The 22,000-nt window shown below is 47.0% G+C and carries 23 protein-coding genes and 1 other annotated feature; of the genes, 14 read left to right on the top strand and 9 right to left on the bottom strand.

What is annotated here, in order from left to right:
* Positions 1-78: 78 nt before the first annotated feature.
* Positions 79-582: a hypothetical protein gene (locus ACV3PA_RS05610; protein WP_023469278.1), complete on the bottom strand. Its 504-nt coding sequence runs from the start codon at positions 580-582 to the stop codon at positions 79-81.
* A gap of 136 nt (positions 583-718) precedes the next feature.
* Between ACV3PA_RS05610 and ACV3PA_RS05615 the strand changes: the two genes are divergently transcribed.
* The 11 genes from ACV3PA_RS05615 to ACV3PA_RS05665 all read left to right on the top strand — a co-directional run bounded on the left by ACV3PA_RS05615 (position 719) and on the right by ACV3PA_RS05665 (position 10,991).
* Positions 719-1,201, top strand: a complete 483-nt coding sequence (locus tag ACV3PA_RS05615; RefSeq protein WP_053454205.1) for a hypothetical protein — start codon at positions 719-721, stop codon at positions 1,199-1,201.
* A gap of 64 nt (positions 1,202-1,265) precedes the next feature.
* Positions 1,266-2,096, top strand: coding sequence for a GNAT family N-acetyltransferase (locus ACV3PA_RS05620; protein WP_053454204.1), 831 nt, complete (start codon positions 1,266-1,268; stop codon positions 2,094-2,096).
* Positions 2,097-2,373: 277 nt separating this feature from the next.
* The gene (locus ACV3PA_RS05625) at positions 2,374-2,766 is read left to right on the top strand and encodes a hypothetical protein (protein ID WP_456125812.1); all 393 of its coding nucleotides are present in this window, start codon (positions 2,374-2,376) and stop codon (positions 2,764-2,766) included.
* 62 nt (positions 2,767-2,828) lie between these two features.
* Positions 2,829-3,066 (top strand) — a binding site (T-box leader).
* A 94-nt stretch (positions 3,067-3,160) separates the two neighbouring features.
* Positions 3,161-4,669, top strand: coding sequence for a peptide ABC transporter substrate-binding protein (locus ACV3PA_RS05630; RefSeq protein WP_456125813.1), 1,509 nt, complete (start codon positions 3,161-3,163; stop codon positions 4,667-4,669).
* Positions 4,670-4,833: 164 nt separating this feature from the next.
* Positions 4,834-6,117, top strand: a complete 1,284-nt coding sequence (locus ACV3PA_RS05635) for a methyl-accepting chemotaxis protein (RefSeq protein ID WP_035396232.1) — start codon at positions 4,834-4,836, stop codon at positions 6,115-6,117.
* 217 nt (positions 6,118-6,334) lie between these two features.
* On the top strand, positions 6,335-7,966 hold the full coding sequence (locus tag ACV3PA_RS05640) for a flagellin N-terminal helical domain-containing protein (RefSeq protein ID WP_053454201.1): 1,632 nt from the start codon (positions 6,335-6,337) through the stop codon (positions 7,964-7,966).
* 152 nt (positions 7,967-8,118) lie between these two features.
* The gene (locus ACV3PA_RS05645) at positions 8,119-8,475 is read left to right on the top strand and encodes a flagellar protein FlaG (RefSeq protein ID WP_035396237.1); all 357 of its coding nucleotides are present in this window, start codon (positions 8,119-8,121) and stop codon (positions 8,473-8,475) included.
* A gap of 20 nt (positions 8,476-8,495) precedes the next feature.
* Positions 8,496-10,049 carry a flagellar filament capping protein FliD gene (gene fliD / locus ACV3PA_RS05650; RefSeq protein WP_053454200.1) on the top strand — a complete coding sequence of 518 codons (1,554 nt, stop codon included), beginning with the start codon at positions 8,496-8,498 and terminating at the stop codon, positions 10,047-10,049.
* A 19-nt stretch (positions 10,050-10,068) separates the two neighbouring features.
* Entirely contained in the window at positions 10,069-10,437 is a 369-nt protein-coding gene (gene fliS, locus ACV3PA_RS05655) for a flagellar export chaperone FliS (protein WP_053454199.1), read from the top strand.
* The gene (locus ACV3PA_RS05660; protein WP_394679119.1) at positions 10,401-10,787 is read left to right on the top strand and encodes a hypothetical protein; all 387 of its coding nucleotides are present in this window, start codon (positions 10,401-10,403) and stop codon (positions 10,785-10,787) included. The genes fliS and ACV3PA_RS05660 overlap by 37 nt, the downstream gene beginning before the upstream one ends.
* 27 nt (positions 10,788-10,814) lie before the next feature.
* Positions 10,815-10,991 (top strand): hypothetical protein, encoded by a 177-nt coding sequence (locus ACV3PA_RS05665; RefSeq protein ID WP_200904903.1) that lies wholly within the window; start codon positions 10,815-10,817, stop codon positions 10,989-10,991.
* Positions 10,992-11,029: 38 nt separating this feature from the next.
* Here the strand turns inward: ACV3PA_RS05665 and ACV3PA_RS05670 are convergent, their stop codons facing one another.
* The 8 genes from ACV3PA_RS05670 to ACV3PA_RS05705 form a co-directional block, all read right to left on the bottom strand.
* Entirely contained in the window at positions 11,030-12,763 is a 1,734-nt protein-coding gene (locus tag ACV3PA_RS05670; protein WP_456125814.1) for a diguanylate cyclase, read from the bottom strand.
* A 29-nt stretch (positions 12,764-12,792) separates the two neighbouring features.
* The gene (locus ACV3PA_RS05675; RefSeq protein ID WP_053454196.1) at positions 12,793-13,461 is read right to left on the bottom strand and encodes a DUF2225 domain-containing protein; all 669 of its coding nucleotides are present in this window, start codon (positions 13,459-13,461) and stop codon (positions 12,793-12,795) included.
* Positions 13,462-13,485: 24 nt separating this feature from the next.
* The gene (locus ACV3PA_RS05680) at positions 13,486-13,926 is read right to left on the bottom strand and encodes a YaaR family protein (protein ID WP_053454195.1); all 441 of its coding nucleotides are present in this window, start codon (positions 13,924-13,926) and stop codon (positions 13,486-13,488) included.
* A gap of 16 nt (positions 13,927-13,942) precedes the next feature.
* A complete protein-coding gene (locus ACV3PA_RS05685) occupies positions 13,943-14,830 on the bottom strand; it encodes a flagellin N-terminal helical domain-containing protein (RefSeq protein ID WP_053454194.1) in 888 nt (295 codons plus the stop codon).
* Positions 14,827-15,219, bottom strand: a complete 393-nt coding sequence (locus ACV3PA_RS05690; RefSeq protein ID WP_456125815.1) for a flagellar export chaperone FliS — start codon at positions 15,217-15,219, stop codon at positions 14,827-14,829. The genes ACV3PA_RS05685 and ACV3PA_RS05690 overlap by 4 nt, the downstream gene beginning before the upstream one ends.
* A complete protein-coding gene (locus ACV3PA_RS05695) occupies positions 15,216-15,506 on the bottom strand; it encodes an EscU/YscU/HrcU family type III secretion system export apparatus switch protein (protein WP_053454192.1) in 291 nt (96 codons plus the stop codon). The genes ACV3PA_RS05690 and ACV3PA_RS05695 overlap by 4 nt, the downstream gene beginning before the upstream one ends.
* An 11-nt stretch (positions 15,507-15,517) precedes the next feature.
* Positions 15,518-17,359 (bottom strand): hypothetical protein, encoded by a 1,842-nt coding sequence (locus ACV3PA_RS05700; RefSeq protein WP_456125816.1) that lies wholly within the window; start codon positions 17,357-17,359, stop codon positions 15,518-15,520.
* Between the two features lie 94 nt (positions 17,360-17,453).
* A complete protein-coding gene (locus ACV3PA_RS05705) occupies positions 17,454-17,960 on the bottom strand; it encodes a competence protein ComK (protein WP_023469249.1) in 507 nt (168 codons plus the stop codon).
* 252 nt (positions 17,961-18,212) lie between these two features.
* On the opposite strand from ACV3PA_RS05705, the gene ACV3PA_RS05710 reads away from it, so the two are divergent.
* The 3 genes from ACV3PA_RS05710 (at position 18,213) to secA (ending at position 21,992) form a co-directional block, all read left to right on the top strand.
* Positions 18,213-18,413, top strand: a complete 201-nt coding sequence (locus ACV3PA_RS05710; RefSeq protein WP_053454190.1) for a cold shock domain-containing protein — start codon at positions 18,213-18,215, stop codon at positions 18,411-18,413.
* Between the two features lie 278 nt (positions 18,414-18,691).
* Positions 18,692-19,255, top strand: coding sequence for a ribosome hibernation-promoting factor, HPF/YfiA family (hpf, locus tag ACV3PA_RS05715; RefSeq protein WP_035410035.1), 564 nt, complete (start codon positions 18,692-18,694; stop codon positions 19,253-19,255).
* Positions 19,256-19,472: 217 nt separating this feature from the next.
* Entirely contained in the window at positions 19,473-21,992 is a 2,520-nt protein-coding gene (gene secA, locus ACV3PA_RS05720) for a preprotein translocase subunit SecA (RefSeq protein ID WP_053454189.1), read from the top strand.
* The last annotated feature ends 8 nt before the right edge of the window (positions 21,993-22,000 follow it).

Here is a 22,000-nt window from a genome sequence, read left to right on the forward strand (position 1 = left end):
TTGGACTATATTAGACACGTAAAAAGAGAGGTCAGTTCTCGGAGTTAATCCGGAACTGACCTCTGTTGACTTCAACGATTATTCGCCTTCGTTCGCATGAACGAGACTTGGTTTGACGAGAGTATAGAATTCATCGCTCATTCCGACGCGACTCCCCATCTGGCAAGCGAGTTCGAGTGTTTCCTTATAGAAGTTCGCGACGAGATCGTGATTCTTGATGTGCTCGTCTTGCATCGCCTTTTTGACCCCGAGGACGACTTTGTCGATTTGCTCATCGGCATCATTACGTACTGGGACGACGTTTTCTGGAAGATCGACTTCCTTATCGTGTCCGTTGAAGCGGAACGAGGCACCGAATCCGAGGTGCTCGAGGAAGAAGTGAGGTAACAGTTTACTCGCGAAGAACTGATGCCATTCCGTCTCTTTCATCGCTTCCATGTCACGTTTGAATGACGTCGTTGCTAGCGCATAGCGATCGTGTGTATCCTTCATGAACTTCTCGAGTATCGGAACCTGCATTGCAAACGCATTTTTGAGCAAGTTATCGAGCTGTTCTTGCGTTAATTGTTCTTGTTCAGTCATCGCTTTAACCCCATTTCGTTTCGTTATCCTTATCGTAAGAAATTTAGACAATTCCGTCAAATCTTTTTCGAGAATAGAGTTTACCTATTTCACAAAAGGGAATCCATTACTATCAATCATTTTAGGGGGAGTCAGCATGAAACGAATCGCAATGACAGGAGTCTTACTCGGAGCATGTCTGACTCCGGTGACGGGCTTTGCCGCAAGTAACGTGACGTATAGTAAAGGAGTCGTCGAAAATAAGACGTTCGGCTACACAGTCAAGACGACAGACGCGTTGAAAAAGGCAATTCAGCAAGACAAGGTCGAACTTGTCAAGAACAAGACCGTCAAGTCAAAATACGGTGTCGTGACACGCAGTGGGACGTTCGCGTTGTACTATAAAGTCAAGGGAGCCGATCAACTACTCGTCAACTTGAACTACGAGCCGAAGAAGCTCTCAAAAAAACAATTCGACCGTGAAATCGGATATGGTACATATCTCGGGACGAAAGGTAGTAAAACGTACTATTACGTCTTACCAACGGAAGCCGTTAAAGGCGCTGCTGGCAAGAAAGCGATCGAGAACTTGATCGTTAAGGACGTCCCGCAGATGATGAAGACATTCAAACTGCAATGAGCACTAGCTTTTGCTAGTGCTTCTTTTATTCGTTCGGTATAGTTAAAAATGAGGTGAGTGAATTATGGAATGGAACGTCACAGACGTCAAACAGACAACAGATGTATTACAACTCGAAAAATGTGTCAACGATCATGATGGCATTGAATTAAAAGTCGCAGCCGATTGGGTTGGCGAGAACGATTTCGCCATCTATGATGGTGAGAAATTGATTGGATATTTGCAAGCATTCGCGTATTTACCGACGGAATGGGAATTGAACGTCTTCGTTGATCCGGATTACCGGAAACAAGGTATCTTCACGGCACTCGTCGAAGCAGCACGCACGCGGGCGACGGAAGCAGGCGTCGAAGCATTCACGTTCGTCATTGATGACGCCAGTGAATCAGGTCAAGCTGTTCTTGGACGGTTAGGGGCTGAGTACCGGATGACGGAGTACAACATGATTTTGAAGAAGGCGCAATTGTTCCTAAAAGCGGACCCTGATTTCGAACTACGGGAAGCGACAGCGGACGACCGTCCGTTCATCGTCGAGACACTTGGTAAATCGTTCGGGAATACGGACGAAGAAGCAGAGTCAATCTATCAAGCAATCGAATCCGACGACCGGATCACGTTCATCGGTGTCGCGAGCGGTAAATCGGTCGGCGTCATCCGTGCTTACCTTGCTTCCGATACACAAGCGAGCATCCATGCGTTCGCCGTTCGTCCGGAAGCCCAAGGCAACGGCTACGGGAAAAAGATGTTGAAGTTGATGGTTCAAGCGTTGTTCCGAACTGGTCGAACACAGCTTGAACTCGACGTCGAAACGGATAACGACCGTGCACTTGATCTTTACAAAGAAGCGGGATTCGTCGTGCATCGTGGTTATCAGTTCCACGTGTTGGCGGTCTAATTGAAATAAGCATCACGACTTTTCCACTCGCTTTCCTCAGGCGAGACACAAGCCGCGACTCTGTCGTCTTTGACGCAGAGCCGGGTCTTGTTCGTCTCTGACAGCGCAGACGCGCTTTTTACTATAGGAGTCGAGTGGACGTGTAATGCCTATCGAAGAACGGTCTCCGGATCGTTCTTTTTTATAGGTATTATTACAGAAACTAAACAAAAACGTTGGAACCTTTTCTGCAATCCGTCGTATACTAGACATATGGAAAAAAAGAGGAGGCGACGTCATGGAGAGTCGACAGGATTCATTGCGGACGTTGAAGTGGGTATCAGGTGGAATGGAAGCGGTGCTTGGGATTCCGCTTTTAGGTGGTTCAATCGTCATTTTCTCAGGTTACAATGCCCTGTGGTTAATGCTCGCGTTTCACATCGTCGTCGTCGTATTGACGGCACGTGCCGGGAACGTCTCAAAAGGGAACATCGTCGGGATCGTCGCCTCAACGGTCGGGGTCATTCCGGTCGTTGGGATGTTCTTACACATGGCAGCAGCGATTACGATTTTGATCGATGCGGCACTCGGTAACCGAATTGTCACACGGACTCATGTCAAACACGTCGAACCGATTCGACCGCGTCCGGTTCGTCGGGAACAAGAAAAACAAGAAGACCATCCGTTCTAAGTTTTTTTCGTTGACAGCGAAAAACAAGCCGTGTAAAGTAAACAACAAGTTAAGCCATATCAATTACATCGACGACGCGGAGTAAGTATCGTCAACACTGCCGACCAAGCGAGTCAGGAATGGTGAGAGCCTGACACGGTAAGCTGAACGAGAATGGACCGCTGAGAGCCTGTTGAACCTTCGAGTAGACAGGACGGTTGCCCCCGTTACCGGGCTAGCTGGTTGTTGGACCAGCGACAAGTGGAGACGATTTTTCGTCTCAATCAGAGGTGGCACCGCGCGGATACAGGCGTCCTCTATGCATTAGCTATTAGCTATGCGTAGAGGGCGTCTTTTTTGTACGTCACATGCCGAATCATCCAACGCTCATCATATTTCTCAGGAGGCACTACACATGAAAAAAACATTGATCGCAGCGGCGAGCACGGCAGTTTTACTCGCAGGATGTGCAACGACAGAACCAGCAGAGGATAAAAAAGCAGATAAGAAGATTTTGCATACGATGGAAAGTTACGATCTTCTGTCGGTTGACCCGGCAGATGCCATCACGTCAAACATCTTCAACCAAATTTATGAAGGGCTCTATCGCTTCGACGCGAACAACGAACTTGTTCCGGCAGCGGCGAAATCACATAGCGTGTCAGAGGACGGAAAAGTCTATACGTTTAAGCTGGACCCAAATGCCAAATGGTCGGATGGGAAGCCCGTCACAGCGGAGAACTTCCGTTATGCGTTCGAACGTGTCGTCGAAACGAATTCACCGTTCGCGTACTTGCTTGAGCCAGTTGAAAAAACGACAGCCGTCGATGACGAGACACTCCGGATTGAACTGAAACGTCCGACACCGTACTTTCTCAGCATGACGACGTTCGGCACCTATATGCCGGTTCGTGAAGATATCGTCAAAGCAGAAGGCGACCAGTTCGGGACGGACCCGAAAACGAACGTCTACAACGGACCGTTCACGTTCAAGAAGTATCAAGCGGAGCAAGGTTATACGCTTGCGAAGAATGCTGAGTACGCAGACCGGAAGAACGTCAAGATCGACGAAGTTGACGTCAAGATCATCAAGGATCCGATGCTTGCGATCAACTTGTTCGAGTCAGGCGAGCTCGATGTCGCACCACTCAACTCAGAAAATGTCGTCACGTACAAAGACAAAAAAGAGTACAACACGTTCAGCGATTCGCGGATGTTCTTCATTCGGATGAATGAAAAGACGGATGCGTTGAAAGACAAGCAGACACGTCAAGCAATCGATGCAGCGTACGATAAAAAGGCATTAACGGAAACATTACTCGGAAACGGATCACTGCCTGCGGACTACATCGTGCCGCAAGAACTCGATCCGAAGTATGACAACGCGCGTCAAATCAAATCGTCGTATGATGTAGCAGCTGCGAACAAGGTGCTTGCCAAACAAAATCTTGAATTGACGATGTTGATTGAAGACGATGATGTCTCAAAAAAAATCGGTGAGTATATTCAAGGGGCGTTGAAGAAACAGAACGTCGACGTTAAACTGTTGTCACTGCCGAAGAAAGAACGTCTCGCCCGTGAAGGACGAGGGGATTACGATCTGTCACTCGCGAGTTGGGCACCGGACTATCAGGACGCGACGACTTACTTGAACTTGTTTACGACCGGTAACCCGTTCAACATGATGGACTACTCGAACAAGCAGTATGACCGTCTCTTGAAGCAGGCTGAAAGTGAACTTGATCAGGATAAGCGTCTTGCATTACTCAGTAAGGCGGAAAGCGTATTGCTCGACGATCAAGCGATCTCACCGGTCTACCAGCGAAAGAATGCTTTCTTACAAAATACAGAAGTGAAGAATCTCGCGCGACACAATGTCGGAACGGATATTTCCTATAAATACGTCGAAATCAATCGTAACTGATACTCGTATCCTCTTTTCCTGATAACACAAGGGAAAGAGGATTTTTTGTATGGGAGAGATTTGGTAATTTTATTCTGAAATCAGGTCAATCGACTAAAATCGCTTTCATTATCAACCGATAGATAGAACGGTGAAAAGAAGAACCAAGAAGGGAAGTCGCAGTTATGAAAAGATTTCGAAGAAACTTGAAGTTACGATTGTTCTTTTGGGTATTGGTGATCTCGGCCGTCACAAGTGGTATCTCAGCACAACTCGTCTTATATCTACACCGTGGGCTCGACGTCGCGGATACGAATGCGATCTGGGTTGGAGCGGGTATCGGTCTTCTCCTCTCATTGATTGGAACGACGTTGACACAACTCATTCTCCGTCAACCAATCAAAGCGATTGAAAAGGCGACCGAGACAGCACGCGAAGTCGCAAACGGCAACTTCGATGTTGATTTTGAAGAAGCAAAACGTGGAGATGAAGTCGATCAGCTCATGCATGAGCTCGAAGTAATGGTCTTACATATCCGCAAACAAGCAACACAAATGGGGAGCTCAAGCGATAAATTGACGGCGTCAGCGCAAGAAATCGCAGCAGCTGTCCAAGAAGGAAACGCGTCTGGTGAAAGCATTCGTTCAGCAATGGCGGAGTTATCTGCAAAAATGAACGAAAACGTTGATCAAGCCTATCTATCAATGGACGCACTCGGTGCGGTCAAGCGGACGATGGATGAAGTCGCAGCAGAAATGAACGAAGCGTTGAAATCAGCGACAGTCATGCAGACGGAAGCGCAGAACGGGAAGACACTCGCGACGGATTCGGTTGAAGCGATGCATATGATTTCGAAGAAGATGGAGCAGTCAGCGACACTCAACGGTCGATTGACGGACATGACAGGTGAAATCTCACGCATCACGGATGTCATCAGTGACATTTCTGCTCAGACGAATCTACTCAGCTTGAATGCTTCGATTGAAGCGGCACGTGCGGGTGAAGCAGGGCGTGGCTTTGCTGTCGTTGCAGCGGAAGTTAAAAAACTCGCGGAGCAAACTGCGACGTCAGCAAAAGAAATCACGGATCTGATTTCAGGCGTCAAACGTCTCGTTAATGATACGGCGAACGCGATGACGGATGTCCAAAACGAAGTCGCGACAGGCGTCGGGCTCGTCGAACAAGCTGGTTCGTCATTTGAAGAGATTCATCATTCGACGGAGCATGTCTATTCACGCGTGAAATCGGTCGACCAACTCGTTGTCAAATCGGACCAAGAGATTGATCAAGTCGGTCTGACGACAGCGAATATCCTTGCGATGGTCGAGGAAGCATCGAAACACGCAGAGCAAGTCTTGCAGGCATCAAGTCATCAAGCGGCTTCACTCGGTGAAGTCAACGGCGCGATGGAAGAATTGGTTGCAGTAGCGGAGCAATTACAGGAAGAGACAGGCGCGACGCGTCTTTGAATGATGAGGAATCGTGTATCCTGAAACGGGATGCACGATTTTTTTTTTGGATTTTTTTGAAAAAAGCATTAAACATTTCGGAGGGACGACGATATATAGGGTGGAAGCAGTCATCGACTAATTCTACCGTGTCACCCTTGGGCCGGCCAGGGGGCACATCTCGGAGAAGACGGATCTTCGAAGAGACAAAAAACTTATCCTATGGAGGGAAATTACAATGATTATCAATCACAACATTACAGCTCTCAATACGCACAGTAAGCTATCTTCAGCTTCTGCTGCGCAAAGCAAATCAATGGAAAAATTAGCTTCAGGTCTTCGTATCAACCGTGCAGGTGACGATGCAGCTGGTCTTGCAATCTCTGAAAAAATGCGTGCTCAGGTTCGTGGACTTGATCAAGCATCACGTAACGCACAAGACGGAATTTCATTGATTCAAACGGCTGAGGGTGCATTGAATGAAACACACGATATTCTTCAACGTGTTCGTGAACTCGCGGATCAATCAGCAAACGGTACAATTACGAACGATGATCGTAAAGCGATTCAAGATGAAGTCAAGCAATTAAAAGAAGAAGTAGATCGCATTGGTAACACGACTGAATTCAATACACAAAAATTATTGAATGGTGCTTTGAAATCAGCTGGTGCTACTGTTGGCAGTGATAGCACAATCGGATCAAATGTGTTAAATCAAACAGCCGCTAAGTTAACTGGTGCTACTAACTTCTCTGCTGTAGATGCATCAGGTGTATCTTTAGCAGCAAAAGATAAAATCAAAGTTGATAATGTTGAAATTGAAGTTGACTGGGATAAAGGCCTTACTGATGCTGAAAAAACATTATTCAAAGGTGATTACTCAACAACAGCAATGACAGATTCTCAAAAATCGGATATTAAAGATGCGATTGGTCGCGTTTTAAATGATGCTATTTCAGCACACAATGCTGCAAATGGAACAAGTGTAGCTCCTGTTAAAGTATACGAAGCAGGTGGAAAATTAGTTTTAGAAAGTGGTTCAAACGGACAAACTTCTAAATTGGATACTACAAATGCAACTGTACTTGATACATTTGCTGACGCAGCAACTACAACTGCAGCTGGACAAGACCAATTAGCAAAAGCAGTAACAGCTGAAAAGCTTTCATTTGAAGTTGGTGGTGTTAAATTACAAACTGCAGCATTAACAGCGGCAGCTGCTAACAGTGATGCAACAACTGTAGCAACAGATATTCAAACAAAAATGCGTGCAGCAATCGACACATACAATACAGGTGCTGGATTATCAAAAGGACAAGAAGGATTCATTGACAAAGATGCAGTATTTGTAGAAGCAAAAGGTGGTCACTTCACGGTTTCTTCTTCAAACGGACCTGTATCATTTAATGAGTCTGAAGGATCTTCACTTGTTAAAGATCTTGGATTGACTCAAGCTCAAACAGAAGCATCAGGAAATGGTGGAATGACATTCCAAATCGGTGCTAACAAAGGTCAAACAATTACATTCGGAGTAAACGACATGCGTTCATCAGCTCTTGGTATTGCTAACGTAGACGTTTCTTCACAATCAGGAGCTTCACAATCACTTACTGCTCTTGATAAAGCAATCAAAACGGTTTCTTCTGAACGCGGAAAACTTGGTGCTGTTCAAAACCGTCTTGAGCACACAATCAATAACTTGAAAACATCTTCTGAAAACATTACAGCGGCTGAATCACGTATTCGTGACGTTGATATGGCGAAAGAAATGATGAACCAAACAAAGAACTCGATTCTTGCACAGGCTGCTCAAGCAATGTTAGCTCAAGCTAACCAACAGCCACAAGGTGTTCTTCAATTACTCCGTTAATCGGATTTATAGATTACTTAAAGTCATGGGCTCGTTCCATGGCTTTTTTTTATTGGTTTAATTGAATGATAGGTTTTATAAATTAAATAGTATTAAGAATTAAGCTAATAGACCGATACATTACATAGAGAATAAATAAGGAGTGACAGACAATGAATTCCATCAATACGGAAATCCGGCTTCACCTGCCTTCGAACGTTTTACCATATGAAGCGACGAAAAATGTCTTCGTCGAAGCAAACCAAGCAGAGTTGGAGGAAGATGGCGTCATTGTCTTGCCGACTCCTCAACACGTCCAAAAACTTGAAGTAGCGATTGAGCAAGCGAATGTGAAGCTGGAATTGCAACGGACAGGATTGAAGTTCGTCAAACATGAAAAATTAAACGAGTATTATATTCAGGTCGTGGATACGAACGATAATGTCGTACAAGAGATTCCAAGTAAAAAGGAACTTGATTTCTTTGCAGCATTTCTTGAATTCAACCAATTGATTGATAAACGGATTTAATAAGAGAAGGGACTGATTCGATGGCAGGAATCCGACTCAGCGGACTAGCGAGCGGCATCGACACCGAAACAATGATTAAACAATTAATGCAGGCGGAGCGTGCTCCCGTCGATCGCTTATCGCAAAAGAAACAGACGATGACGTGGCAACGCGATGCGTATCGTGAAATGAATCGAGCGTTGCTTGATTTACGTTCTGCTGCGAGTGATATGTTGTTTTCTAAAAACTACTCAGCTAAGACAGTGTCTAGTTCTTCGTCTGCTATCCTAGTGACAGCAAGTACAAGTGCGACAGAAGGTAGTTTGACGATTGATAAGGTAAAACAATTAGCAACAGCATCGGCAGTCACATTAAAGACTGATAACGGAAAATCAAGTGACACTGCATTAAAAGATACAGCCTGGTTTGATTCATCAAGTGGAAAAGTTAAAGTACAGATTAATACATTTGACGCGGCAGGAACATCTGTCTCGGAAACGCTAGAACTGGATGCTACGCAAAAAATTTCTGATTTGACAGCTGCAATCAATGCAAAGACTAGTTTAGGAATGAATGCTGTTTATAATGAACTGACAGGTAAACTAGTCCTAACCAAAACAAGTAGTGGTGACTTGGGTTCAGGAGACGACATCGTCATTCGTGACGCCACAATTAGTACTGATGTTGCGAAAACTTCGACTGCCGGAGTAGAAGGTAAAAATGCAATTTACGTTATTGGTGGACAAGAACTCGAACAAAAGTCAAATACCTTTACGCAAAACGGATTAACAATTACTTTGAACAGTGCGACAGACACTTCAACGACAATCAATACTAAACTTGACACACAGGCGAACTTTGATTCGATTAAGAAGTTCGTCGATAAGTATAATGACATGATCGATAAGATGAACAAGAAAGTTCGAGAAGAGAAGTATCGAGATTTTCAACCGTTGACTGATGCCCAGCGAAAAGAACTAAGCGAAGACGAAGTCAAGAAGTGGGAAGAAAAAGCGATGAGTGGTGTCTTGAAAAATGATCCTTACTTGCGTGATGGCATGAATGACTTCCGCAGTACGTTGTCAGCGAAGATTGATACCGGCTACACGATTCCTTCTGCTTCAGGTCCTGTCGTGCTAAGTTCACTGTCACAAATCGGGATTACGTCGACGAGTGATTTCCGTGATGGTGGGAAAATCAAACTTGACGAAACAAAATTAAAAGAGATGCTCGAAAAACATCCGGATGGTGTCTATCGTCTCTTTACGGCAGATGCACCCGCTAAAATCAAGCAAGCTGATGGAACGGAAATCGATAACCCGAATGGATTAAGTGGTTTCGTTCGCCAAATTCAAACTTTTACGACGAATTTGCGTGATAAAATTTCGAACGTCGCTGGGCGTGATGGATCTGTCGCGACAACGTACCGACTTGGTAAGTCGCTTGCAGATATCGATAAAAGCATGCTGTCTTGGGAAGACAAGCTCAAACGTAAAGAAGATAGCTACTATCGTCGATTCGCAGCGATGGAACAAGCCATGAACCAAGCGAACAGTCAGTCGGCTACACTTGCAGGCTATCTCGGTCAAGGATAATAATGAAGGAGGCAACGTAATGAATCCTTATGCTACGTATCAGACAAATTCAGTCACAACAGCATTACCACAAGATTTGACGCTCATGCTGTATGAAGGATTGATCAAATTTGCGATGCTCGCGAAACGATCGATTGAACAAGGATTGATCGAACAAAAGAATACAAACATCCAAAAAGCACAAGCGATCATCAGTGAACTGCAACTGACACTCAATCAGTCGATTGCATTATCAAAAGACTTGAATGCATTGTATGATTATATGCAAATGCGGTTGATGGATGCGAACATCAAGAATGATGTCGTCGCGATCGAGGAAGTGATAGGCTTTGCGGAAGAGTTCCGTGAGACGTGGAAAGAAGCGATGAAGCTCGCGAAGCAACGATGAGTCCGCTTGATCCGCTTCGCCTCAAGACGAAACGGTTGATGGAATTACTTGATCAGACGCCGAGCGAAGAGACGTATGATGATTGGATTGAAAAAATTCAGCATCTGCTGAATGAACGGGAAGCGTTCATTGCCGCACATTCCAATTTACTAGCCGGTGCAAATCAAGCGATCATTCAGGAGTTGGTGGCAGACAGCCGACAAATTGACTTGAAATTATCAGCGGAAACGGCTAAATTAGGGGTACAAATTAGTCAGTTGCGTCAAACGCAGTCGAGCCGGAAGTCATATGTCGATCCGTACGAGGATGTCGACAATAGCTTTTCCCCGTATTTTGATTCGCGTCAGTAATGTTTTTGCGTGAGGGAGGAATCTTTCGTGAAGAAACAAGAGCAGAGTAAACGCCGTGTCCCACAAACCTATTTTCAATCGGACGGTTCGTACGATCAGTTCATTGAACCGGATGTCGAGACGGAGTCTTGGGAAGCGCTCGAGCGTCCGATCTCGGAACAACCGGATGCGTATGAGGAAGAAAAGTATCGCCGTGAATCATGACACGATAAAAAGAACGGAATCCGTGGATTCCGTTCTTTTTATTTGAAGCGATAAGCATTTTTGTCTTCCTGCTTGACGGTATACATCGCTTCGTCCGCACGAATCAACAGGAGACTCGTCGTCGTTCCGTCTTCCGGGTAACGTGCAATCCCGATCGAAGGTGTGACGTGCATCGTCTGCGCTTGATAAAGGAATACCTCATTCAGCCGCTTGAGAATACTTTCTGCGTAATGGATCGTGCCCGCTCGATTTCGGTGTAAGAAGACGATGAATTCGTCACCTCCAAGTCGTGCAGCCATCTCTGCTTCCTGCAGGTCGGCTTCTAGACGTCGTGCCGTCTCTTGTAGAACGAAGTCCCCCGCGTCATGACCGAACTGATCATTGATGTCTTTAAAGCCATCTAAGTCGATGAACAGTAATGATCCTTCTTGCCAATGTGGTAGTTCATTTGATAGAACTTCCTCGAAGTAACGACGATTCGGTAATCCAGTGAGCGCGTCCTGGTATCCGAGCGAGCGCAACATCCGTTCTTCTGTCAAAGCATGCGTCCGGTCCGCTAAGATGATGTAGAAGTCATGCTCGCGCGGAATCGAGATGACCGTCACTTCAAAAGCACGTCCATCGTCGAGTTGCATCAATTGATGTTCAATCGGTGTTCCTTGCCAACTGATCGGGACGATCTGTTCCATTAGATGATCCGGAAGCTGTCCGGCAGGGAAATACTGTTCCGCAATTGGATTCATCGCTTTTTCATGACCGTTGGCGTCCATCCGAACGATTGGATACGGATGATTCAAAAATAGCCGACGGTACTCTTCCTTTCGCAGTTCGAGGCGCTCCGTTTTTTCGCTGACGCGTTGCAATAACTCATTTTCCGAGAGGCCCAACTCACGCAAGAGTCGTGTGTTTTGACGCTCGGAGAAAAATTGGCGTACGAAAAAGAGCGAGAAGAGACCGATGAGACTGCTCCAGTAGATGGTAGATGGGATCGGTACGTACGAGATGCCACCGACGACAATTAATAGACTGAGGTAGGGAAGGTACGAGATCGTCCATCGTTCAGAGGCTTCTGGTGAGTGCGATTTGCGATAATACCGTAAGAGACCGTATAAGCTGACCGGGTACAGCGGAAAGAACCAACTGGCGATGTCGAGCTGATTCCGGATGAAAAACGTATAGTACCCGAAAATCGCAAAGATGAACAATAGCATCGATCGAATCAGTAAGCGATGTGATTTATTGTGTAAGCCAGTCGTATAAAGTAAGAAGAAAAAGAACAGTTGTGCCATGAAGCTAAGTGCAAAACCGCTCATCCCGACGAGTTCGATTGGAGAACGGGCGAAATCTGGGATATAGCGTAAGACGATCGTATAGCCGAAGACGAACGTCATACCAAAGAGTAAAATCCCGTCGACGTAAAGAAGCGGTAAGCGACGGACCGTCGTCCAATTGATCTGTTTCGCGAATGTCCGCGCTGTCAGGATAAAAAAGCCGGTAATCGTCAGGTTGACGACGGTATCGAGCTCCGGTGGATGCCAGGCAACTGGTAAGAAGCTAAAGGCAAAGTTCAAGATGATACCGATCGTGAACCACTCGATTGCTCGCCGGATGATCGGTAACGTGCCGGAAGTACGAGCGACCCATGAGCAATAGAGAAGTCCGGCAATCGTACTGAAGACAGCAAAAATCGGACCAGCATGAAACCAGCTTGATCCGAGAATGGCAATGTACGTAACGATGACATACCACTGGACGCGAGACATCTGTCGCATGCATGATCCTCCTTTTTTATGTAGTTTGGTTAGACGTTATGTGTTTCGCGATACAATTCCCAATGTTCCCGTGCTTCTTTTTTCGTCCGGTCCGACACGGTCTTACTTTGGAAGATGAGACCATACCATTGTTTCGCATCATCCGTCCGTTTTAAGACAGCATACAAGTCACTGATCCGCAGTAAGAGGACATCGTGGGGGATACCGGTACGAACAGCGTCGGTATAATTGAGATATAAGGCTTCGTACTTCGTAACCGACCGTTCCATCCACTGCAATTCTTGTGCTTCGTCTCCGAGCATCCGGTACATCCAGGCAATCCGGACGCCGAGCATGGCGAGGATTGCTTCTTTTTGTCCGGTCACTTGCGCCGTATAGAGCGCTAATTTATATAGCTGTAAGGATTGTTCAATCGTTCGCTCCGTCGCTGCGAACGGTAATACCGGGAGCGTCGGCAAGATTTGCTCTTCGAGCGTCTGACGCACGTCCGTCCGCAACTTTTCAAACGACTCATGAAAGACGAAGCGGCAGTGCGAACACTGAATCGGTTCATACAGGTAGGGGTTCGATCCTTGGTAATGGACGAAGCCATCGAAATCCGTGCGCTCAACCCGGATATGACGGGACAGGACACGCTTCGTCTCTGTTTCTTTTAAACAATAGGTACACTTACATTTTTTAAAATACAACTCAGGCATGGATAATCTCCTCGTGATGTCGGATTAGACAAAGACGTTAACGAGCATGCCTTTGATTTCACCGACTTGATCTAAAATATCAAGTCGTCTTGATTCTCCGGATAAGACGGTGTCCGTCAATTGCAATAGCTTCGTATCGACCTGTTCGACGACCTTATAGATTTTCGTTCGTCCGCGGCGATTGAAGCCACGTTTCTCTTCTAGTTGTTGTGACTGATCCAGTGCATCCTTCAGGAAGTCCTTGATCTTCTCCTTGTAGCTCTCTAGGTTTTCGATCGTATGACTCTCAGCGAGGAGTTGACCGTGTTCTTCGACGAGCAGTAACTTTTGCTGGAGACGTTCATAGCCTTTGTGTTCTCGTTTATCCTGCATTAAGGCAGAGAAGGTCGTCGATGCCTCGACTTCCCGAGGACCGGACCGAGCTGCCTGAAGTCGTTGGGTTTCTTGAATGCGGCGAATGTCCATAAATGACACTTCCTTCTTAGTTGAGTAGTTGCAAGACGCCTTGCGGTAATGCGTTCGCTTGCGCAATCATGGCCATACCGGATTGGTTGAGGATGTTATATTTCGCATACTCCATCATTTCCCGTGCCATATCGGTATCGCGAATCCGTGACTCGGACGCCGTCAAGTTCTCGCGGCTGATACTGAGAACGGAATTCGTTGCTTCAAAACGGTTCTGGATCGCACCAAGCTTCGCGCGTTGATTTGACACACTATCAATGGCCTTTGTATAAAGAGAAACAGCAGTGTCTGCGTTGTTACTTGTCATGATGCTCAAAGCATATTCGTTCGTGCCACTCGTGTCCGTCATGGCGACACTACCTGTCGCTGGTGCTGTCGTAGTACTAATACCAAGTGCTAATGAACGCATATCCTCTACATTAATTGAAATCCCCTCGTTAGCACCAGTATTTGTTTGAATGAATAGAGTACTTTTCCCTTCACCGAAGTCACCCGTCAGGATGTCTTTACCGTTGAACTGGGTCGTCTTTGCGATCCGTGTCACTTCATTCGTCAATTGGTCAATTTCGGATTGGATCGAAGAACGGTCTTCAGGAGCAAGTGTTCCGTTACCTGCTTGGACGGCGAGTTCGCGCATCCGTTGTAAGAGACTATGCGTTTCATTCATGCCGCCTTCTAACGTCTGCACCATCGAGATGCCGTCCAGAACGTTTTGTTCCGCTTTATCGAGTGCCTGCAAGCGATTCCGCATCTTCTCAGAGATGGCGAGACCGGCAGCATCGTCCGCAGCGCGGTTGATTTTTTGACCACTTGATAGTTTATCCATCGTTGTCTTAACGTTTAATTGATTCGCCGTCAGGTTGCGATACGCCTTTAGAGCCTGGACGTTGTTTGAGATTCTCATTCGTATGCCATCCTTTCATATCCTGCATGGTGGGCTGCCCGGGCGAGCGGGCGCTTATCTGTACTTGCTGCTTGCCACGTAATTAGCAGTTCTTCAGCAAGGAAAAGTGCTTCCGTGAGCACGTGATGTTCTGTGTAGGCACGCAGAGTCTGTTGACCGAGATAGAAGTACAACGCTTCAAGTTGAGACGTGATGATCCCGCCGTCGTCATGGAGTCCTTCCGAGAGCTTTGTCAGTAGCGCGTAGGCTTTTTGTAGACGTTCATTTATGTGATCAAACGCTTTTGCTTCAATCGCCGTGATTGCCTGTTCGTACTGAAAGACAAGTCCTTGCAACATTTTTTCCGTCAATTGTTGTGGAGTCATCTGATACAGTTCTTGTTCTGTCATGTCTGTCGTCCTTTCGCGTGGTCCAGTTCTTCGATCAATAAGAGGAGTTCTGCCATGACGTCATAGAGTTGCGGTGGAATTGCGGTCCCAAGATCAAGATCGAGTAGGTGACCGAGTAACGAGGTATCATGTTCGACAGCAATCCCATTGGCTCGAGCTTCCTGTAAGATCCGGTCTGCCGCTTGTCCTGTCGCGCGGGCGACGACGACGGGTGCTTGTCCAGATGCTTCATCGTAACGCAGAACGGCGGCAGATTTTCGGTGCTTCAAATCAATTTTCTGGTACATAGCGTCCTCCTTTAAATCCGGTAATCATACCCGTTTGGCGTCTCATCTTTTTGCGTGGCGACGTCTTGGCGTTCTTCTTTCGTGAACGGTCGGAACTGAATCCGGACATCCTGATAACCGGTCGCTTCTAAGGCATCTGTCGTCCGTTCGAGGAAAGGAGCGGCAAGTCGCTCAAGAATCGGAAGATCATTTTCGATCGTGATTTGCATCTTTCGGTTAACGGTTTCGACACGCACTCCGATATCCCCGAGACGTTTCGTATTCAACTGGACGTACAACGTATTGTTTTCCCAGTCGATCACTTCATCCGGGCGTTTATTTTGAAGATGAACATGAAGACCGGCCGTCGCTTCGACGATTTGGACTGGAAGTGATAACAGGATCTGATTCAACTGTTGTTGATTGTCAGGTTTATTGACCTGTTGTTGCGTTGTCAAGAATGATTGAAGCTTCGAAGCTTCCGGGTTGAGAGTTGGAGTAGCGAGCTTTAACTCGGCACTTTGTAGCTGCAACGCTTTTTGAACCGTTTCTTGTAAGACTCGCGGACTGTTTTGCTTTGGCTCATACGGTACGAGCTTTGCCGGTGCGTCGCTTGGCGTTCGTGTGCTTGGCGCGTTCCATTCCGGTAAATAGGTCGGGCGTACGTTCGCTGGCGCGTAGCGGAAGGCTTCAAAGCCCGTCCGGACTTCTTGTAGCAGTGCCTTCGCTTCTGTTCCCCGACCGAGTGACGCGAGTTCAGCGCCGAGTTCGAGTTTTGACAAGAAATGAATCAATTGTTTTTCATCCCGCATCGTCGTATGCAACATCGCGTCCGTTTGCTGGAACATTTGCTTCAAGCGGTGTGCCGTACTTTCGATGACAGCGACCATTTGCACCGGGCGGGACTCGACGAGTGGTTCGATTTGCCGAAGTTGCGATACGATCGTTCGCTGTTGGCTCTTGAAATCGTTCGTTACTTCCGCTAATCGAGGAGTCACTTCCCGGACGAGCGTCAGAGCCGACCGTATCGGAGTGGCTGGCTCGACCGGACTTGCGGCACGCGCCGTCAGACCGATCAATTGTTCACGGACACTCGTCTTCGGCTCAAGTGGAGCTTGCGGGAAGTAAGGTGTCAGGTGTTTACGGATCGTTTCGACGTCCCCTTGATCAAGCGCTGTGATCAGTGCCGGACGTTCTTTTAGTGGCAAGTGTTCAATGTACTGGCGCATATGCAGTGGGGTTGCGGTCTCGATATCGCGTTGCGTCGGTAAGGTGACGCGTGCGACGTCAAGTGCAACAGCTTTTTCGAACGTTGGTTGGTCGCGTAAGGCGTCGTGTTCCGGAAGGACGTCGACGAAGTCTTCTGTTGTCGCTAACAGACTATCGATCAAGAGTTCCGCTTCCGGTGGGAGCGTGTGGTCAGGACGAGAGACGAGTTCAAGGACAAGATCCTTGTAACTACCTTGTAGAGCCGTGACCAGTTGAGCGACGACTTCTGGCGTTTGAGGCAACTGACCGCTTGCAAGGAGTTTTGCGACAGCAGGTTTTAGTTCTGCTGGAACGCCTTCGAGTAAAGCGGGATCGACGTTTGACGGAATCGAGACGGCGGACGGTGTTTCAGCGTCGGGCTCCGAGACGGTTGGGAGCTGCTCGATCAGATAACCTTCTGCTGTTTGACCTTTTACTTTAAACTGGAAATCACCTGTCGGAACATCTCCAGTGAATGTCATCTCGATTTTATCCCGTCCGACTTGAACGAGCGCCGTATGCGGTCCTGTTTGTTCCAAGACGGTTCCTTTATATGTCTTCGTCTCCGAAAGTACGGTTTGTCCGGCAGGTACCGTCGAACGAGCTGGATTCAACTGGATATTCATCAAACGTCCTCCTTTTTTCAAAATACATCATCTTATTATATATCGGCAGAAACGAAAAAGGGTTGAGCGAAAATATCGCCCAACCTTCGTTTTTTCAAGATTTGATTGCATTAAAGCGTTCCTCTAATGTCATCGCGTTCAATTGTTGATAGCGAGCCATAAGCTCACCTGTTGCTTTCATTTGGTTGCGGACGATGTAAGGAGAGGCGTTCACGGGAAGGATCATGCCATTGCGGGTCTTCAGCTTAGTCTGTCCATCCTCTTCGAGGACATCAATCATATGACTCCAAGCGTACCATTCGCAATCATCACGTTTCGGTGATTTGGTAGGGAAAAAGACGAGGCCGAGTGACGGTTCGATGACAATCGGGACTTTTCCTTTCACGGATGCGACACGTTTTGCGGTGACGATCCGTTCCTCAATAGAACTATTGTACTGCCTGCACGATAATTGCAACAGTTGATACGGTCGAAGTGGTGTCATGATGGTAGAACCATCTTCTAGAACGATGATGGACTGCTTCATCATGTCGTAACAAGGTAAGATTGCTACGGTCCGCTTCGTGATTCGATACTTTTCATCATTATGGAATGGTCGCATGTCGACTACATCCTCCTCAAATGGGACAATGGATAAAACAGGTAATTACTAACGATATAATACAATATTACAAATGTAATGACAATGTAATTTTTTGAAATATAGAACAATGTCTTGGTGGAAATTGATATTTTAGTGGTAATGGTTTCTAAATAATCAGAATTTTTAATTGTCAATAATTCCTTCTTTTGATAGACTAATTCGTGAGAGCTTGCTCTCGTACTCTGGTTTGCGAAGGGAACGTGAATTCGAATGGAACAAGGTAAAGTCAAATGGTTTAACGCTGAAAAGGGTTATGGTTTCATTGAAACGTCTGATGCGAAAGACGTATTCGTACACTTCTCAGCAATTCAAGCTGATGGTTACAAATCACTTGAAGAAGGCGAAGAAGTGGAGTTTGAAATCGTAGAAGGCGATCGTGGTCCACAAGCTGCGAACGTATCTAAACTCTAAACGAAGCAGCCACCACCGTTTTTAGGCGTCTTGCCTAAAAGCGGTTTTTTGTTTTGAGTCTAATCAAAACGGGTATATACGTTAACATCAACATGCTTCAATATTATCGTACGCTAAGAACCGAAGTGAACGTTCATGAGAATGTCATCGTTTTCATGGTCTTCCTTCACTTATCGTGCTATAATAAAAACGAACCAAAGAATTTCGAATATTCAGAAGGAAACGACTGGATCATCTCGAATTCATAGGTTCAACCGGTTACTTAAGGAGGAGTTTACATGATCTACAACATTCGCGGTGAAAACTTGGACGTCACAGATGCTCTCAAGGATTACGTCGAGAAAAAGCTTGAAAAGTTAACTCGTTATTTTACAACTCCTACGGAAGCGCAAACGGCTTATGTCAATCTCAAAGTCAACAATGAGAAACAAAAAGTCGAAGTGACGATTCCAATGCCAAACCTCTTGCTTCGTGCTGAGGATGTCAATGGCGATATGTATGCAGCAATCGACCTCGTCGTCGATAAGCTCGAACGTCAGATCCGGAAACACAAAACAAAGTTGAACCGGAGAGGGCGCGCTAAAGAAGGCGGCATCGGAGAGTACTTTAAAACGCTCGAAGGACCGGAGGCGGAAGCGCCTGTCTATGAAGAGGATGAGGCTGAACTCGAACTCGTTCGGACGAAGCGTTTCACACTCAAACCAATGGACACGGAAGAAGCAATTCTTCAGATGGACATGCTCGGGCACGCGTTCTTCGTCTTCTCAGACGCAGAAACGGGCAACACGAACGTCGTCTACCGTCGTAAGGATGGTCGTTACGGTTTGATTGAACCAGAATAATGAATGCAACAGGGACTCGCTCTTACGGGCGGGTCCCTTTTTGATATGATGAAAAACTATTTCGAAACAAGATACGTTTACTCTATAAGGAGTGACCAGGAGGAAGCGTTTGGTCCGCTTGTTGAAATTTGACGTCGTATTCGGTACACTGAATAAAGGAAAAATCTCGGAATTCTGTTCGTTCAAAGAATCGTTCGAAGTAAGGGGACTGTAAGGCATGGCTAATTTTCTTAAAGAATTATTTGCACCAACGAAACGTGTCCTGAAGAAAGCCGAAAAAGCAGCAGATGCTGTGGAAGCATTCGAGACACAAATCGGTGCGTTATCGGATCAAGAACTCGAAGGAAAAGTCGTTGAATTCCGTGAGCGTCTCGCTAACGGAGAAGACTTAGATGATATTTTACCGGAAGCTTTCGCTGTCTGTCGCGAAGTGTCGACACGTGTTCTCGGCATGCGCCACTACCGCGTTCAGTTGATCGGTGGATATGTCCTGCACAACGGTGACATCGCCGAAATGAAGACCGGGGAAGGTAAGACACTCGTCGCGACTCTCCCTGTATATTTGAATGCCCTCGCTGGCAACGGCGTTCACGTCGTTACCGTCAACGAATATCTCGCAAAACGTGACCGTGACATTATGGAGCCTCTTTACGCGGCACTTGGTCTATCGGTCGGCTTGAACCTCTCAAGCATGTCGCGTCAAGAAAAACAAGCAGCCTACAGCTGTGACATCACGTACGGAACAAACAACGAGTTCGGTTTTGACTACTTGCGTGACAACATGGTCCTTTATAAAGAAGACCGTGTTCAACGGCCGCTTAGTTACGCCGTCGTCGATGAAGTCGACTCGATCCTCGTCGATGAAGCACGGACTCCGCTCATCATCTCAGGGTCGGCTGAAAAATCGACAGCACTCTATTCGCAAGCGGATACGTTCGCGAAAATCATGAAGGCAGATGAAGACTACACGGTCGACATCAAAACGAAGAGTGTCTTGTTGACAGAGCAAGGGATCGACCGTGCTGAGAAATACTTCGGTATCGATAACTTGTTTGGTCTCGATCACGTCTCACTTAACCATCACTTGAGTCTTGCACTTCGGGCGAACGCCGTCATGCACCGCGACGTCGACTATATGGTCCGCGAAGACGAAGTCATGATCATCGACCAGTTCACAGGTCGTGTCATGGAAGGTCGTCGTTACTCAGAAGGCTTACACCAAGCGATCGAAGCGAAGGAAGGCGTCGAGATTCAACGCGAATCGATGACCCTTGCGACGATCACGTATCAAAACTTCTTCCGGATGTACACGAAGCTTGCTGGGATGACCGGTACAGCGAAGACGGAGGAAGAAGAGTTCCGTAATATCTACAACATGCACGTCGTACCGGTTCCGACGAACAAACCGGTCGTCCGAAATGATATGCCAGACTTGATCTTCAAGACGATGAACGGGAAGTTCGCTGCCGTTGCGGACGAAATCGAACGTGCCCACCGCGAAGGACAACCCGTTCTCGTTGGTACGGTTGCCGTTGAGACGTCTGAGTTACTCAGTAACATCCTTAAGAAACGTGGCATCCGTCACGAAGTCTTGAACGCGAAGAACCATGCGCGTGAAGCAGAAATCATCGAGAACGCCGGTCAAGCGAACTCGGTTACGATCGCAACGAACATGGCCGGTCGTGGTACCGACATCAAGCTTGGTGAAGGTGTCTTAGATAAAGGTGGTCTCTTCATTCTCGGGACAGAGCGTCACGAATCACGCCGGATCGATAACCAGCTCCGTGGTCGTGCTGGTCGTCAAGGAGACCCAGGGGCATCACAATTCTATCTATCACTGGAAGATGAATTGATGCGTCGTTTTGGTTCAGACTCCTTGCAGTCAATGATGGACCGTCTCGGGATGGATGATTCGCAACCGATCGAGAGCCGGATGGTGTCTCGTGCTGTTGAATCTGCTCAAAAACGGGTCGAAGGAAATAACTTTGATGCACGGAAACAAGTTCTCGGATACGATAACGTCATGGCAGACCAACGGAAAGTCATGTATGCTGACCGGGCAGCGATTCTTGATGCCGGTTCAGTGTCAGATATCGTCCGTCCGATGATCGAATCAACGATCGAAGCGGGCGTCCATCAATATACGCCGGTCGAGTTCGTACCGGAAGAGTGGAGCATCGGTGCGCTTGCAGAGTGGGCAAACCAAACGCTTGCGATCGAAGAGAAGATCACGGAAAGCGACCTCTTCGGAAAAGAACGCGAAGAAATCATCGAGTTGCTCAAAGAGCGTACATTCGCACACTACGAGCACAAACGGTCAGAAGTGCCGGCCGAAGCATTCGATGAGTTCGAAAAAGTCATCGTCCTTCGTGCTGTTGACCAACACTGGATGAACCACATCGATCAGATGGATCAACTCCGTGAAGGGATTCACCTCCGGGCGTACGGTCAAAACGATCCGCTCCGTGAATACCAATCGGAAGGTTCGATGATGTTTGATGCGATGAACGCTGCGATCGCAGAAGAAGTGACGCAATTTGTCCTTCGTGCGGATCTCGATCCGAACCTCAAACGCGAAAAAGTCGTCCAAGACGAAGTCGCGGTTTCCGGTAAGGAAGACAAAGCAGTCAAGAAAAAACCAGTCCGGAAAAATCCAAACGACCAAATCGGACGAAACGATCCGTGCTGGTGTGGATCCGGTAAGAAATATAAGAACTGTCACGGCCGTCAGGCATAAGTGATGAA

This window comes from Exiguobacterium sp. EA-TM-5 (assembly GCF_053878415.1).